Here is a 16,687-nt window from a genome sequence, read left to right on the forward strand (position 1 = left end):
CTAAACTAAGCGTGTTTGATAAAAAAAATCCGCTAGCAAGTAGCGGATTTTATAAAAGATAAAATGAAACTCTGTTCAGTTTATTTTATGCGTTACGATTTCTAAAACGCTCGATTAAAGCATTAGTTGAGCTATCGCCATTTAATTCAATGCTACTGTCTTCAAGTTTAGCAAGTACATCATTACCTAGTACTTTACCTAATTCAACACCCCATTGGTCAAATGAATTTATACCCCAAATGATGCCTTGAACAAAAACTTTATGCTCATACATAGCGATAATTTGACCTAAAGCTTTAGGTGTTAATTTATCTACCAAAATTGTATTAGTTGGCTTGTTACCTTCGAATACTTTTTGCGGCGCTACTTTTTCGATCTCTTCGTCAGTTAAACCTTTACCAGCAAATTCAGCTTTAACTTGCTCTACTGTTTTACCTTGCATTAAAGCTTGAGTTTGACCAAAGCAGTTAGATGCTAACATAGCATGGTGGTTTGACATTTCATGTTGAGAATGAATCGGCATGATGAAATCAGCTGGAATTAATACTGTACCTTGGTGTATTAACTGATGGAATGCGTGTTGGCCATTTGTGCCCTCACCGCCCCAAATAACAGGACCAGTTGAATAATCTAAATAATCACCCGTTGGTGTAGCTGATTTACCATTTGATTCCATATCTAACTGCTGTACATATGCAGGGAAACCACGTAAGTAATGGTCATATGGTAATAATACATGGCTTTGAGCACCAAAGAAGTTGATATACCAAACACCTAAAACACCTAGTAATGCTGGTACGTTATCTTCTAATGGCGTATTTAAGAAATGTTGGTCCATTTCATAAGCGCCGTCTAATAAGGCTTCAAAGTTATCAAAACCTAATGCAAGTGCAATTGGTAATCCGATAGCAGACCAAAGTGAATATCGACCGCCAACCCAATCCCACATAGGGAAAATGTTGTCTGCATCCATACCAAAATCAGTAGCAGCTTTTATGTTTGAAGAAACACACATAAAGTGTTTAGCGATATCTTCAAATTTACCACCGTTTGCTAAGAACCATTCTTTAGCAGTTTCAGTGTTTTTTAATGTTTCTTGCGTACCAAAAGATTTAGAAGACATTAATACTAATGTGCTTTCAATTGGTAGAGTTGCAAGTACATCATGTATGTGTGAGCCATCAACGTTAGCAACAAAATGTACCTTGATACCATCAACACGATAAGGCTTAAGTGCCTCAGTCATGATTTTAGGACCTAGGAATGAACCACCAATACCAATAGCTAAAACGTCAGTGAATTTTTTACCAGTGTAACCAGTACGAGTGCCATTATGTACTTCGTTAACAAATGCTTTCATTTTCGCAAGTGTTGCTTGTACTTCAGGCATGACATCAACACCATCACATAATACTGGCTTGCCAGATTTATTACGTAATGCTGTGTGTAAAACTGCTCTGTCTTCTGATGTATTAATGCGTGCACCAGCAAACATGCCGTCACGTTTTTCTTCAACTTTAGCTTCTCTTGCTAAATCAAGTAATAACGCTTTTGTTTCTTCTGTAATACGGTTTTTTGAATAATCTAATTCAATACCACATGCAGTAGTCGAAAATTTAGCGAAACGCTCAGCATCTTGAGCGAATAAATCTCGCATATGAAGATTTTTGGTTTCTTCAAAATGAGCTTTCAAAGCTTGAAAGCTTTTTAATTCTGTAAATAAAGCCATAATAAAATTCTTTTCAAATTGCTTAAACAAATAAGGCGGTTTAAAACCGCCTTATAAATAATCTTAAATGCTAATTAGCTTAAACGTGCGCGTAAATCAGCTTCTAATTTATTTTGGTCAACTGCGAAGTTGCGGATACCTTCAGCTAACTTTTCAGTCGCCATAGGATCTTGGTTATGTTCCCAACGGAACTCTTCTTCAGTCATTCGAGCTGGACGCTCTTTAACTTCACCACTATAAGCTAGTTTAACTGGTAACTCGCCTTCTTGAGCAGCTAAGTCTTCTAACAAGTTAGGACCAATCGTTAAACGATCACAACCAGCTAATTCAGTAATTTCATCGACGTTACGGAAGCTAGCACCCATAACAACTGTTTCATAACCGTGTTGTTTGTAGTAGTTATAAATATTTGTTACTGAAACTACACCTGGGTCTTCAGCTGGTGCATATGAGTCTTTACCTTCTGCTTTCTTGTACCAATCTAAGATACGGCCAACGAAAGGAGAAATTAAGAAAGCGCCAGCTTCAGCACATGCACGTGCTTGTGCAAATGAGAATAATAAAGTTAGGTTACAGTTGATGCCTTCTTGCTCTAAGATTTCAGCAGCTTGGATACCTTCCCAAGTTGAAGCAAGTTTAATTAATACGCGCTCGTTGGCGATACCAGCATCGTTATATAATTTCATTAATTTACGAGCTTTAGCTAATGAACCTTCTTTATCAAAAGATAAACGAGCATCTACTTCTGTAGAGATACGTCCAGGGACGATTTTTAAGATTTCTAAACCAATGTTTACAGATAATTTATCGCCAGCGTCAATGATTTGTTGTTCTACATCGCTAGATTGAGCTTTAGCCCACTCGATTGCATCTTGGATTAGTGGCTCATACTCAGGGATTTGAGCTGCTTTTAATAACAAACTTGGGTTTGTTGTAGCATCTTGAGGTTGAAATTTTTTAATTGCTTCGATGTCGCCTGTATCTGCAACAACAGTCGTTAATTTACGGAGGTTTTCCAGCTTAGTAGTCATGTATAATGATCCTATCGATTTTAAGTTGGTCTATCAAAAACTTGGGGGATTTTACTATAGTAAGCATAATTTACTAGCCTTTGTATGATAAATATTCATTACAATGACTATACATATATGCAATACAACTATATCCCTTACACTACCCCCAAAAACTTAAGTATATATATTAACAAATTTTGCTTTTTCAAGTTGATTATAAATAAAAAGTTTTGCTTTTTTATGATAAAAATCGTGAAATAATTGGCTTTGATTGTTTAAAAATACAACTTTAGTTAATTTTCTGTTAAAGTTTAAGTTATATATATGGTTTAAGGTCACTTGTATAAGTATGATGTTTCGCAGCAGTTTTTATGCAAAAAAGAAAGTAATGGTTGTCGATGACTGCGAACCAATACGTTCTGCCGTAAAAGGCATGTTGCAAAAAATTGGCTTTGTAACGATTGCTTCAGCAAATAATGGTACACAAGCATTACAAAAAGCAACGGATATGCGGTTTGATTTTATCTTAGCTGACTTCAATTTGGGCGATGGTAAAGATGGGTATCAACTATTTGAAGAATTAAAACATAAAAAACTACTCGCTTCGCATTGTTGCTTTTTCATCATTTCAGCTGAAAATCGCCGTCCTCATGTTCATGGCTTAGTCGAATTACAACCTGATGATTTCTTATTAAAACCTTTTACTTATAAAGGCCTTGAAAAAAGGTTTGCCCGTTCTTTAGCTAAAAAAGTTGCCTTAGGTAAAGTCTATGAAGCAATTAATGAAAACCTTCCTGCTGAAGCAATTCAAGCCTGTAATGACGTGATTAAAAATGAAACTCAAAACGCTTTACTTGCACTTAGAATGAAAGGCGAACTACTCCTTAGTGAAAAACAACCAGAAAAAGCACTAAAACTCTACAATAATGTATTACAAAAAAGAGAATATAGTTGGGCATTGCTTGGTAAAGCAATTTCAACCTTCAAACTAGGGGAACATTTTGAATCAGAAGGATTATTTTTTGAATTACTTGATAGAGATGATACACGGTTAGAAGCCTATGACTGGTTAGGGCGACTAAACATGGCCCGCCAAGATACAGTAACTGCATTCGAAATGTTGATGGAAGCCGGTAAAATTTCTCCTCGCAATTTATTTAGACAAAGGGCTATCGCTAATCTAGCTATTGCGAATAATGAAACAGAAGAAGCAGTACGAGCTTATTCTCGAATCCTCAAAAGTAGTCGATACTCGGTCTTTGACACACCAGAAAATTATTTAAATTTTGCTCGGTGTTTGTTGGATTTATCAAATGAAGGCAACAAATTAGAAATTGCTAAACAAATCAGTAAATGTACCGAACTACTTCAAGATATAGACAGACGCTTTTATTCTGATGCAGTTAAAGCCCAAGAACTAGTTATAAAAGCGAGAGTGCAAGTTCTTAAAGGAAATGTTGATGAAGCAAGAAATAATTTAGAAGAAAGTGAAAAGCATGATTCTCCTTACGATACAGCTGATGATAGATTAGATAAAGCAAAGGCCTATTTTTCTACCGGCAATTTATCTCGAAGTGAAGAGATTATGGAATCGTTAGAAGGAATTGCAGATAAAGATGATTTAATATCAAGTACCCTAACTGTCTTAATTAATAAAGAAAAAGAAAGCCATGAGGTTTTAAAAGAAAGGATAAGAGAACTAAATAACGAAGGCTTAGCTATGTATCAAAGTGCCAAATATACACGTTCGGTAGAATGCTTTGTTGAGGCTTATCAATACATGCCAAGTAACGCTAGTTTAGCTTTAAATCTAGTTCAGGCTATTACTAAAGTTGGTACTTTCTTAACCCAAGGTAGAAGTCCAAAAGAAATGAAAGACATGTGCAGTAATTGTGTCAGTGTTATTGAACAATCTGATTTAACCGAAAACAATATGCGTCGTTATTTGTCTTTAAAACCTGAATTAATGGCGTTACTAAACGCCAAAGATGTAGCTTAATCGTCTGTCTTCTAGATGATTCCGCATGCTTTCAATCCAGTTAAAACCAGTATTGCTAAGTAACAGAATGCGACTGTTGGTTTGACTGAGTTGATCATATAACTAGTAATTAATTTAACCGTATTTGGTCGATTTTGTTGCCAATTTTGATTAAATTGCATACCTGAATTTGAACTACCTTGTTGAATCAAAACTTCGATCTGGACTAAGCGGAGTTCAAACCTGGATTGGAATGTTTTCCAAATACCGTCTAATAACCAAAATGTTAAGGTTAACCCTGTGACAATTTTATATTCACTCGGATAAACGATTAAAACAAATGAAGCTAAAATAATTGCTGTCATTTTAATTACTAAAGAAAAGACTTCATATAAGTCATAAGACTTTTGTAATGTCTGCCACTCTGCTCCGAGTGAATCCAATTGGTTCATGTTTGTTTGAGTCTCCATCTACTTCATTTTATAAAATGTGACGTCCACCATCCAATTTAAGTTGGCGGCCTGTCATGTAGCGACTGTTTAAAATAAATAAAATAGCATTGCTGATTTCAGCTTCGCCTGGCTCAATTCCTAAAACTGATTTTTTTAAGGTTTTAGTTTTATAACTTTCAGTATCATGCTCATTAAATACAATAAGTGAAGGTAAGATCGAATTCACTTTAATACTAGGTGCTAACAGCTTTGCGAAAGACAAGGTTAAATTATCCATAGCGGCTTTGCTGGCTGAATAAGCAATATGTTTATCACTGCCTTTTTCAATTACATAATCAGAGATATGAATAATATCTGCCATATCTAACTTTTTCATTAAATCAGTTAAGGCTAAATTTAGTTGATATGGTGTGTGAAAGTGAATTTGCATCATACATTCAGCAATTAAATTATTGCAATTTGTACTTGATTCCCCCTGCCAATCACTCGCATTATGAATTAAACCACGAATAGATTGAATATTCTCGTTAGCCCATTGGATAAAATTATCAATGCCATCTTGATTCGAAAAATCAGTTTGGATTAAAGTAGCTCCGTTTTGTTTTAGTTCTTCAACACCTAGCCTGTGGGTTCGGTAAGTGACAACAACTTGATAACCTGCTTTTATTAAATCTAAGGCGACACACAAACCAACCCTTTGTGCCCCACCTGTTATTATGACGACATTTTCTAACATTTATCTATTCTGCTAATTCAGCTGCGGCTAACGCAGCTTGATCGCCTTTTTCTTCTAACCAAGATTTCCTATCACCGCTTCGTTTCTTAGCTAATAGCATATCCATTAACTCATTGGTGGTTTCGATTTCATCTATGGTTAATTGCACTAAGCGTCGTGTATTAGGATCCATTGTGGTTTCTCTTAGTTGAAGAGGATTCATTTCACCTAGACCTTTAAAGCGCTGAACATTGACTTTACCCCGTTTTTTCTCCGCTTCGATTCGATCTAAAATGCCTTTACGTTCGTCATCGTCCAGCGCATAAAATACTTCTTTCCCAACATCAATTCGATATAGCGGTGGCATAGCAACAAATACATGTCCAGCACTAACCAGTGCTTGGTAATGCTTCATAAAGAGTGCACATAACAAAGTTGCTATATGTAAACCATCTGAATCAGCATCGGCAAGGATACAAATTTTGCCGTAACGCAAGCCAGAGAGGTCTTCTGAATCCGGATCGATGCCGATAGCAACCGAAATATCATGTATCTCTTGCGAAGATAATATTTGGCTAGAATCGACCTCCCAAGTATTTAGGATTTTCCCTCTCAATGGCATGATTGCTTGGAACTCTCTGTCCCTTGCTTGTTTTGCCGAGCCTCCAGCAGAATCACCCTCGACCAAAAACAACTCGCCTCTGGCTGGATCTTGTGAAGTACAGTCAGTTAATTTACCGGGCAACGCAGGCCCAGAAGTTACTTTTTTACGAACAACTTTTTTAGCTGCTCGCATTCGCTTTTGCGCGTTTGAAATAAAACTTTCGACTAATGAGTCGGCAATATTAGTATGTTCGTTTAACCACAAACTAAAAGCATCTTTTACTATGCCAGATACAAATGCAGAGCATTGCCTTGAAGATAATTTTTCTTTAGTTTGTCCAGCGAATTGAGGATCTTGCATCTTAACCGATAAGATATAACTACATCTGTCCCAAATATCTTCTGGTGTTAATTTTACGCCTCTTGGTAGCAAATTTCTAAATTCACAAAATTCTCTAACGGCATCTAACAAACCTTGACGTAAACCATTTACATGCGTACCACCTTGGGCGGTTGGAATAAGATTAACATAGCTTTCAGTGATATTTTCACCGCCTTCAACTAACCAAGTCACCGCCCATTCAGCAGCTTCTGTCTGGCTTGAAAATTCACCGACAAATGGGTTTTCTGGCAATGAAGTAAATCCTTCGACGGATTTAACTAAATAATCACGTAAGCCGTCTTGAAAACACCATTTATGAGTTTCATTGCCGACTTTATCTTGAAATTCTATTTCTAAACCTGGGCATAAAACCGCTTTAGCTTTTAGTACATGGATAAGACGAGAAACTAAAAATTTAGATGTATCAAAAAAACTAGCATCCGGCCAAAATTGAACCCGCGTACCTGTATTGCGTTTGCCACAAGTACCTGTAATAGTTAGGTCAGAAACTTTTTCTCCGTTTCCAAAGGCTATTTCATAAACTTGGCCATCGCGTCTGACTGTAATTTCAACTCGAGTTGATAGAGCATTTACTACCGAAATACCAACACCGTGTAAACCGCCTGAAAATTGATAATTATCATTGGAAAATTTACCACCGGCATGCAATTTAGTCATGATTAGTTCGACACCTGAGACACCTTGCTCGGGGTGAATATCAACAGGCATACCTCGCCCATTATCAATAACTTCTAGCGATTGATCTGGATGTAGAATAATTTTAATTTGACTGGCATGCCCTGCCATAGCTTCATCGACAGAGTTATCTATAACCTCTTGACCTATATGATTTGGTCTTATTGTATCCGTATACATTCCGGGACGGCGACGAACTGGTTCTAACCCACTTAGGACTTCAATCGATTCTGCGTTATAGGCTTGTTCAGACATATTTTCTTCTTATTTAAATGTTTCTGTTTAATTCACAGGTGTTTTATTAAATTTGACACTAATTAGCAAGTGCTTGAGTTTAAAAATTTTATTATTTGGGGGAGATAATCTGAATAATGTTCAAATGCATGATTTCCCCCTTCTATTACCTCTAGCTCATTAGCAGCAAATTTTGCTTCCGCTTCTTTATAATCAAGCGTTTCGTCTTTAGTTTGTAGTAAGGCTAAAATTTTCAATTCAGCAACTGACTCTACTTCAAGTGATTTGATTTTTTGTTTAAAGTCAGCAGTGACTTCAAATTCATCTTTGGTATATGGATTTTGGTGCCACCCCATATAATCATCAAGTAAAGCATATGGTTTAACAGCTGGATTAATTAGGACCGCTGGCTTTGACGTTTGTGCTGCACACCAAGTAGCAAAATAGCCGCCAAGTGAACTGCCGATAAATCCAATTAAACTTGTTCTATATTGTTTCAACAACACATTGAGTAATTTGACTACTTCATCAGGTCTACTTGGCAATAAAGGCGCGATTATGTCAATATCTGAGTGATGTTCCTTTACATAATTAATCGTCTCAACCGCTTTAGCTGATTGATTAGAACTTAAAAAGCCATGTAGATATAAAATCGTTTTTTTGCACTGTTCTGTATCTGCTACCTTATCCGTACTCATATTCGAATGCTGTTCTTGATTGATATCTAACATTAAGCTAACCATCTGGGTGCAACTATACATTCCCCTTGTGGGGATAAACTAATTTGATTATAACCAAATTTCAAACTCGGTGCTGAATCTGTTTCATGATCAAAAGTGACAGAACTGGCAGGTGACGAAAACCAATTTATCCCATTAATTTGTCCTTGTCTGAAATCGTGTACATGACCATGTAAAATACCTTTTACTTGTCCAAGTTGCTCCAGACTAGTTAAAAAGTCGTCTGCGTTTTTTAATGGGTAATTATCGATAAAACTATTAAATGGCTGAACATGGTGATGTAAAACTGCCAAATTAAAGCCTTTAATCGGATTTGAACGGTTGGTAATTTGATTTATTTGGTTTGAACAAATTAATCCAGCTCCGCCACCGTCAGGCAAATAACTATTAAACAAAAAAACATTCCAATCACCATCCTGAATTATTTTAGTTGCAACGAAAGGTGATAACTTTTTAACCTTATCTATGTATTGCGGTAAATCATGGTTACCTGGGATTAAGTAAAAAGGAATATTCCAGTTAAATAGAGCGATTGCATCTAAAAAGTTTTGATAACTTGCCCAATCAATATCTTGAACTATATCGCCAGTAAATAGGATCCCATTGTATTTATTTTGATTGGTATTAATTTCAGTTAAGATTTTTACTAAATTTTTATACGGGTTAGCTTGATAAAATAAATCTGATTTATTTTGGCGTAAATGGCAATCAGAAATTTGTATGTAAATCTTCATTCAGAAAAAACTTTTACCGGTGTAGACATGCCATGCTCTTGACAGAAATTCAGCCAATCATTTAAAAATGCATTAATTTGTAATTTTTCATCTGGTTGATGCATTTGTTTATTAGGGTATAAATAACTAGGTTGAATACGACCGATATTTTGACAGCTAATGACTTCTGCCATTTTCGCATCATGATAAACACGTACAATTAAATTTGGTTGGAAAACATCAGGTAAGCTAGGTGATAGCTGCCTTATTTCAACCAAGTTAGTATAGCGACTCACTTCTAAAATTTTAATTTGAATAATCGATTGCGGTGACGTTTCAAATATGACTTTAGCTTGAAGTGGCTCCCATTCTGCGACCAATTGGTTTATTGAGAAATAATTACGCTCGCAGATAGTATTCATTTTAACTAAATCTACATTGTATTTATTTCGGTTAAATGCTTTCATTTACGACCTATGCTTCTAGCATCTGATTTAATCTTGTTAGATTATTTTGAAACCAATATAGAGCAATCACACCAGAGGCGTTATCAATTTTCCCAGCATTTAACCAAGCTAATACTTGCTCCCGTTCAAATACATGCACCTTGATATCTTCATGCTCATGCTCGACGCCACAAATTGATTTATATTGAGTTGAGTCCACGATGGCTAAATAAAGATGAATTCTTTCACTTGTACCACCACAACTAGAGAGGTAACTTTGCATAGAGACTAATTGCTTTACACTTAGTCCAGTTTCTTCTTCTGTTTCCCGTTTAGCCACATCTTCTATTGATTCACCTTCTTCAACCATGCCGCCAACCAGCTCGAACATCCAGGGATTTTCGCCATTTTCGATACAGCCAACTCTCACCTGCTCTATCATGACAATGTCATCTCGAGTTATGTCGTAAGGTAAAACAACAACAGCGTCCGATCTCTCAAATACTTCACGTTGTACAGTATCAGACCAACCACCAGCAAATAACTTATGTTTAAAACTCACGAGAGAAACATTAAAGAAACGATCAAATAATTTTTCTTTTGATTCGAGTTTAATGTCTTCGGTATTAAATGTGTAAGGGAAAGGCTTGTCTTGTTTATTCATTACGGACCCAAAACTTAAATTTGAGCCATTATGACAAATTTGCAGCTAGAGTTTTAGTCTTAGCTAAAATTTATTTAGCCAGAACTTCATCGATTTGTTTTAATAGATTATTGAGCTGAGGCTCCACTGAAGCAAGTGACTCTGTTGGAATTAAAGCCTTTTCTAATTTATCAGCTTCTAAACTTAAATTATGAAATGAAAAACTGCCAGCACTGCCTTTTAACTTATGCACTTCTTTGGCCAACTGTTTTTTATTATTCATTGCCTGAGCATCAATTAAGCATTGTTTTACTATAATTAAATCTGCAATAAAATCATCAATTAATGCATTTTCTGCTTTTTTGCTCATATTTATTAATGCTTGATTTGCTTGGATATTGACTGTTTTATCAGCAGTTAAATATTTTGCAAGTAAACCGTAGAAAAATCTTCTATCTATAGGTTTTGGACAGTAATCATCAAAACCCGATTCCATAAAACTATCTATTTCAGCTTTAATTGCATGTGCGCTTAGCGCAACAATTGGGGTATCTAAATACCCCATATCTCTGATTAATCCAGCTGCTTGTACGCCATCCATAACAGGCATTTGAATGTCTAAAATAATTAAATCGAAATTATGCAAAATAACAGCTTGAGTAGCTTCTTCACCGTTAGCAACGGATAAAACTTCTAAACCCCATTGGCGTAATAACATTTCAACTAATTGACGGTTTACATGGTGATCTTCAGCGAGTAAAACTCGACCACTTAATGGATACAGTTTTAACTCATTCGTTGTTTGATGCGTGTAATGTTTTTCTTTTTTGATAAGAGGAACGTTAGTTTTAGCAACTTGATATAAATGTAAACAAAACTCGCTACCTTTATCTAACTGGCTAGCTACTTTAATCTCTCCAAACATGGCAGTTGCTAGATGTTGGCTGATACTCAAGCCTAAACCTGTGCCACCATAACGGCTGGTGATATTGGCACCAGCTTGAGTAAAAGGTTTAAATAGCTTTTCAATTGTTTGACTATCCATACCAATACCGGTATCTGTCACTTTAAATTGAAGCTCATTTTTCTCTGGAATATAGCTAATTTCAAGTCGAATATAGCCTTTTTCTGTAAATTTAACCGAGTTAGATACTAGGTTTAGTAAAATCTGTCTTAATCTCACCGCATCAATTTCAATTGTTTGCGGCAACGGGTATTGAAAATCACAGATAAAATCAACACCATTTTTTCTGTGTATGTTAGTGCAAATCGACTTGATTTCATTTATCAATTGAATAAAGTCATAAGATTCAATATTCAGCTCAAGCTGCTTTGCTTCAATTTTAGAAAAATCCAGTACATCATTAATTAAACCGAGTAAGTGTCGACCATTTTGCTCAATTTGGATAAAAGCATCAGCATAATTTTCTGGCTTAATTTCTTGATTTCGTAACGCTTCTGCAAAGCCTAAAACCGTAGTCAAAGGGGTTCGGATTTCGTGACTCATACTGGCAACAAATCGGCTTTTTGCGACATTAGCCTCTTGCAGTTTTTGAGTTAGTAAGCTTAAGCTTTTTTTCTGTTCGCGCAGTGCTAATTGAGTTCTTATCCTAGCCTTTAAAACAGCTGGATTAAAAGGTTTATGGACATAATCATTAGCACCTAAATTTAGGCCTAATTCCTCATTATCACCAGCGACAGAGCCAGTTAAAATGATTATCGGTATGTCTTCAGTGAGAATGGAAGATTTTAACTGCCTAACAACATCAAAACCGTCCATATCGGGCATATAGAGGTCTAATAATATTAAATCAGGCACGTAGCGACTTGCTTTGTCTATACCTTGTGAACCATTTTTGGCTAAGATGACTTGATAGTCTGCAACTAACAAATTACTTAGGTTTTTTAGGTTTAATTTGTCATCATCGACAATCAATATTGAGTCCATGCATTTACCTAATTTATTTTATGGTCGAAGTCTGACCATTCACTTGGTTACGTCCATTACTTTTTGCAATATATAAATACTTGTCTGCTATCTCAAAAATAGTATTAGCATGGCCTTTTTGCAAAATATTTGCCGAACTATATCCAATACTGACAGTCACATAGTCCGAAATATTTTTGATATGTGGGATCTCTAAGCTTTCTACGCTCTGGCGTATTTCTTCTAGCCGCGAGCTAGCTTCTATTGCATTTGTATTAGGCATCAATATAACTAACTCTTCACCGCCAAAACGAGCAACAAAACCACCCAGTATTTTCATTTGATTTTCAACTGCTTTTGCGACTTGTTTCAGTACTTGATCTCCCTTTAAATGACCATAGTGATCATTATAAAGCTTGAAATTATCAACATCGACAATTGCCAAAGTTAATATTTGATTAGACTCTAAGGCATGTAAATATTCTTGCTGTAAACGAGCGTTAAATTGGCGTCGATTAGGTATTGAAGTTAATGGATCTATGTAGGCGTAATGATCTAATAACTTTTTTTGTATGACGGATTGAAGGTGGTTGTATACTCTAGCCTGTACTATTCCCGAATGAAATGGTTTCGTAATAAAATCTATCGCCCCCATTCTTAGGCCACGTTCTTCGATTTCATTCTCATGTTTACCCGTAATAAACACTACCGGAATGTGATCCACTTTTGGATTATTTTTTAATTGGTTTAAAACGTCAAAGCCTGAAATATCTGGCATAACAATATCGAGTAAAATGAGATCGGGCTGCAATTCTACTGACTTATCAATAGCTTGCTGACCATTTTTGGCAAAAAGCACTAGTGCCATACTCTCGACGATTTCTTTTAAAACACGGCGATTAGTTTTATCATCATCGACTATTAATACTTTAAGATCATTCACAAATGATTACCTAACTTTCCTTTATCTTAAACTTAACATCTTGATTTTCGATTAACTCTAGTGCCTCATCGTATTCAATATCATCAATTAATTTTATCAAGCTATCAATGACATAACCATTAGTTACATTTAAGCTGAGTGCTTTAAGTTTAGGTATATAAGTTTCAACTTTAGCATTAGATTGCGCTAAGTAAACTTTAAGCTGCTCAAATAACTCGTCAACTTCAGCTTGGGTCAAACTGGTATCCGAAAATTGAGTCTGTGATAGTCTACTAACAACTGGCTCTAGTTGTGCTAATAATGCAGTTAAATCATTAGATAAACTTAACATTTGAGTCGAATATTCTAATCGTGATTCAACTAATTCTTCTAATTCCTTCGCTTTTGTAGTTAAATCTTTAGCGCCAATATAAGCTGCGTTAGATTTTAATGTATGAATTTTAAGATAGAGTTTACTGGTATCATTTTGTGCCGACAATAATTTAAGTTCATCAACTAAGTCTAAGTTTTCAGTATAGAAAGTTTCAAGTAACTCTAAATACAAGGATTCTTTACCTTGCATAGATTTTAAAGCAGAAGCAACATCAAGTAAGGTTAAAGAACTCAAATAAGATAAAGATTCCGAATTTTTAAATTGTTTCTTTTCTGGGGTTTTTAATTTATCTTTAGATACCCAATAGATTATATTTCTAAGCATTTCATCCGGGTCGATAGGCTTAGTAATATGCCCATTCATTCCAGCATCTAAGCTCTTTTGTGCATCGCCAGCCATTGCATGTGCTGTCATTGCAAGAATAGGTAAGTCTTTATATTCTTTAATATTACGGATTTCCTGAGTCGCAGTTAATCCGTCCATTTCAGGCATTTGAATATCCATCAAAACAATATCGTAATCATTGTTGATTACCTTATCTATGGCTTCAATACCATTTTCTGCAATATCAATCTTAACCCCAGTTTCTTTTAAGAAACCGACTGCTACTTGTCTATTTAATTTATTATCTTCAACTAATAACAATTTAACACTCGATAAATCGATTAGTTTCCCTTCTAATTGAGATTCAACGAATTCTTCAACATCAGATAAATCCAGCTCTAAACAATGCATCATAGAATCTAGTAAAGCTGATTGACTTATCGGTTTTTCAAGGAAACCATCAATACCAGCTGCTGCACTTAATTGTTTAGCATCATCCCTATCATATGCTGAAATCATTAATATAGCGGGTACTTGCTGTAAACCTATATCGTGCTTAATTAGTTTTGATGCTTGGATACCATCCATTTCTGGCATTTTCCAATCCATAATAATAAGATCAAACATAGCTTGCTGTTTAATTGCAGATTGAACTGCATCTATCGCTTGAATACCATTCTCTACAGACGTGACATGAGCATTTTTATTTTTAAGCATCTCTTCGATTACATTTCTGGCAATCTTATTATCATCAACAACTAAAACATTGATTGGTTTACCAGATATAGAGTAACTTGGTTTCTTTTCTGATGCTGAACTGGCTTTAGCCTCAATCGTAAAATGAAATGCTGAACCAACGCCAAGTTTACTATTCGCCCATATTCTCCCGCCCATTAAACCGACTAATTCTTTACAAATTGACAAACCTAATCCAGTACCACCATATTTACGCGTGATAGATGTATCAGCTTGGGTAAAAGATTCAAACAAGGTTTGTAATTGTTCATCCGTCATACCTATACCAGTATCAACGACGGCAAAATCGAGTGTTAATTCGTTATCGCCTTTAGTTATTGCGTTTACTCTAATACTGACATGACCATCATTTGTAAACTTAACCGCATTTGATATTAAGTTTACAAGGATTTGCTGGATTCTTAATGGGTCGCCCTCAATGTATTGCGGGACATCTTTTTTTACATCTAGAATTAGCTCAACACTTTTACTATGTGCTTTTAGTGAACACACATTAACTGAACGTTGAATGACCTTGTCTAAGTTAAAGTTTATGTTTTCGATTTTTAACTTACCGGCTTCTATTTTAGAGTAATCTAAAACGTCATTTATAATGCCGAGCAAAACGTCAGCTGAATTCGATATTTTCTCTACATAATCCCTTTGTTCATAATCAAGATTAGTTTTTAATGCAAGCTGACTTAAACCTATTACAGCATTCATCGGGGTTCTGATTTCATGACTCATTTGCGCTAAAAAGCGACTTTTAGCATCATTTGCGTGTTCTAATTCTTTGGTGGTTTTTATTAATTCCGAGGTTCTTTCTTTTATTTTAGTTTCTAAATTTTGGTTTAATTCAACATTACGTTCATTTACCAAACGAACTTTATCCGCTAATGCAAAAGCAAAAAGTAGTCCTTCTAATGTACTGCCAATGTAGCTTAATAAATAAATATTAACATCCAAAGATGGGACTAATCCTAGGTTGGTTAAATTACTTAACATGCCTGGAACAATAATAGCGAGTAAAGCCAATAGGAAATAACGCGCAGGCCGATAATTATTTCTTAACGAAATAATACAAGCAACTAAACCTAATACGCCCATTGAAGCACTAGTCGACACAGTAGCGATTATCATACCTATATTTGGCATGAAATAAGCGATTGGCGATATAATCAAAATAAGTAAGGCCAGCCATTTAGCTAAGATGTCTAATTTAGGAGAATTATTTTTTAAGTCTAAAAACTCCCGACAAAATAATAAAAAGAAAACAGATGCGAGTGAGAAAGGTATATTCAGCAAACCTGAATTTACTATATCAAAGTGTGTTGGCAACACACCAAACATAGAAACCCAAGCTAAAGATAAGAAAAATGTTTGACCTGAATAGAACAAATACATCTTGGCTCTTGAGCCAATATAAATAAAGAAGTTATAGAGAATTAGACAAAGACATATACCTAAGCAAAGTAAAAAAACGATATTTTCCGCTTCTAATTGATTAACTTGAACTGACTCGGGTGAAATTTTTAGTTTTATCGGGGCAAAATAAAAGTTGCTAGTGAATTTTATTAGGATTTTTTTAGATTCGCCGGCGCCGATATGTATCTTATTGCCATAATGGTAATCTACTGGATTGAAATGTAAGTGTTTCAAACCTGTTTTAAAGCTCATATCATCATCGAGTGAGATAATTTCAATATCTTCTATAACCGTTCCAAAAGGGTAAATAAACCAATTTTGTTCTGACGTATCATTTATAAGCTCAAAATTAGTGAAGAATGAGCCCCCTAACATAGGTAAGCTTTTAGTAGGCTGTAAGCTGGAGGTAAGCTGAATTAACGATTTGGGGTCCAGCTTAGTTTGTGGTAATGGATAAAATTCTAAATTTTTAGAAATCTCTTGAGTATTAATTTCACTCAGTAAAAATTTCTTTAATTTTATCTGGCTATTGTCAGCCCAACAGGCATTAAATAAACTGAATATAAAAAATAAAATGACTAATAAACGCATAGAATCCTATAACCCCAGTTATATT

Annotated in this window: 13 protein-coding genes; 1 reads left to right on the plus strand and 12 read right to left on the minus strand. The window is 35.2% G+C overall.

Annotation, left to right across the window (positions count from 1 at the left end):
• Nucleotides 1-85: 85 nt before the first annotated feature.
• Both pgi and tal read right to left on the minus strand, forming a co-directional pair.
• A complete protein-coding gene (gene pgi / locus XM47_RS15470) occupies nt 86-1,729 on the minus strand; it encodes a glucose-6-phosphate isomerase (RefSeq protein ID WP_048694507.1) in 1,644 nt (547 codons plus the stop codon).
• A gap of 74 nt (nt 1,730-1,803) precedes the next feature.
• Entirely contained in the window at nt 1,804-2,760 is a 957-nt protein-coding gene (gene tal, locus XM47_RS15475) for a transaldolase (RefSeq protein WP_048694510.1), read from the minus strand.
• A 331-nt stretch (nt 2,761-3,091) separates the two neighbouring features.
• Here tal and XM47_RS15480 point away from each other — a divergent pair, with 331 nt between their 5' ends.
• Complete coding sequence (locus tag XM47_RS15480; protein ID WP_048694513.1) at nt 3,092-4,741, plus strand: tetratricopeptide repeat-containing response regulator; 1,650 nt, start codon at nt 3,092-3,094, stop codon at nt 4,739-4,741.
• Between the two features lie 11 nt (nt 4,742-4,752).
• Here the strand turns inward: XM47_RS15480 and XM47_RS15485 are convergent, their stop codons facing one another.
• The 10 genes from XM47_RS15485 to XM47_RS15530 form a co-directional block, all read right to left on the minus strand.
• On the minus strand, nt 4,753-5,172 hold the full coding sequence (locus XM47_RS15485; RefSeq protein ID WP_048694516.1) for a hypothetical protein: 420 nt from the start codon (nt 5,170-5,172) through the stop codon (nt 4,753-4,755).
• Nucleotides 5,173-5,200: 28 nt separating this feature from the next.
• A complete protein-coding gene (gene folM / locus XM47_RS15490; protein WP_048694522.1) occupies nt 5,201-5,908 on the minus strand; it encodes a dihydromonapterin reductase in 708 nt (235 codons plus the stop codon).
• A gap of 4 nt (nt 5,909-5,912) precedes the next feature.
• Nucleotides 5,913-7,823 (minus strand): DNA topoisomerase IV subunit B, encoded by a 1,911-nt coding sequence (parE, locus tag XM47_RS15495; RefSeq protein WP_048694524.1) that lies wholly within the window; start codon nt 7,821-7,823, stop codon nt 5,913-5,915.
• A 62-nt stretch (nt 7,824-7,885) separates the two neighbouring features.
• Nucleotides 7,886-8,533, minus strand: a complete 648-nt coding sequence (locus XM47_RS15500; protein WP_172656549.1) for a YqiA/YcfP family alpha/beta fold hydrolase — start codon at nt 8,531-8,533, stop codon at nt 7,886-7,888.
• Nucleotides 8,533-9,276, minus strand: coding sequence for a metallophosphoesterase family protein (locus XM47_RS15505; RefSeq protein ID WP_048694529.1), 744 nt, complete (start codon nt 9,274-9,276; stop codon nt 8,533-8,535). Before XM47_RS15505 ends, XM47_RS15500 begins: the two co-directional genes overlap by 1 nt.
• Nucleotides 9,273-9,722, minus strand: a complete 450-nt coding sequence (locus tag XM47_RS15510) for a DUF1249 domain-containing protein (protein WP_048694530.1) — start codon at nt 9,720-9,722, stop codon at nt 9,273-9,275. Before XM47_RS15510 ends, XM47_RS15505 begins: the two co-directional genes overlap by 4 nt.
• Before the next feature lie 7 nt (nt 9,723-9,729).
• Entirely contained in the window at nt 9,730-10,365 is a 636-nt protein-coding gene (locus XM47_RS15515) for an NUDIX domain-containing protein (protein WP_048694533.1), read from the minus strand.
• Between the two features lie 70 nt (nt 10,366-10,435).
• The gene (locus tag XM47_RS15520) at nt 10,436-12,292 is read right to left on the minus strand and encodes a response regulator (RefSeq protein WP_048694536.1); all 1,857 of its coding nucleotides are present in this window, start codon (nt 12,290-12,292) and stop codon (nt 10,436-10,438) included.
• A 13-nt stretch (nt 12,293-12,305) separates the two neighbouring features.
• Entirely contained in the window at nt 12,306-13,214 is a 909-nt protein-coding gene (locus tag XM47_RS15525; protein WP_048694539.1) for a GGDEF domain-containing response regulator, read from the minus strand.
• 10 nt (nt 13,215-13,224) lie between these two features.
• Complete coding sequence (locus tag XM47_RS15530) at nt 13,225-16,662, minus strand: response regulator (RefSeq protein ID WP_048694541.1); 3,438 nt, start codon at nt 16,660-16,662, stop codon at nt 13,225-13,227.
• Between the last annotated feature and the right edge of the window lie 25 nt (nt 16,663-16,687).

Origin of the sequence: Catenovulum maritimum (assembly GCF_001050375.1) — a bacterium.
Classification (GTDB): Bacteria; Pseudomonadota; Gammaproteobacteria; order Enterobacterales; family Alteromonadaceae; genus Catenovulum; species Catenovulum maritimum.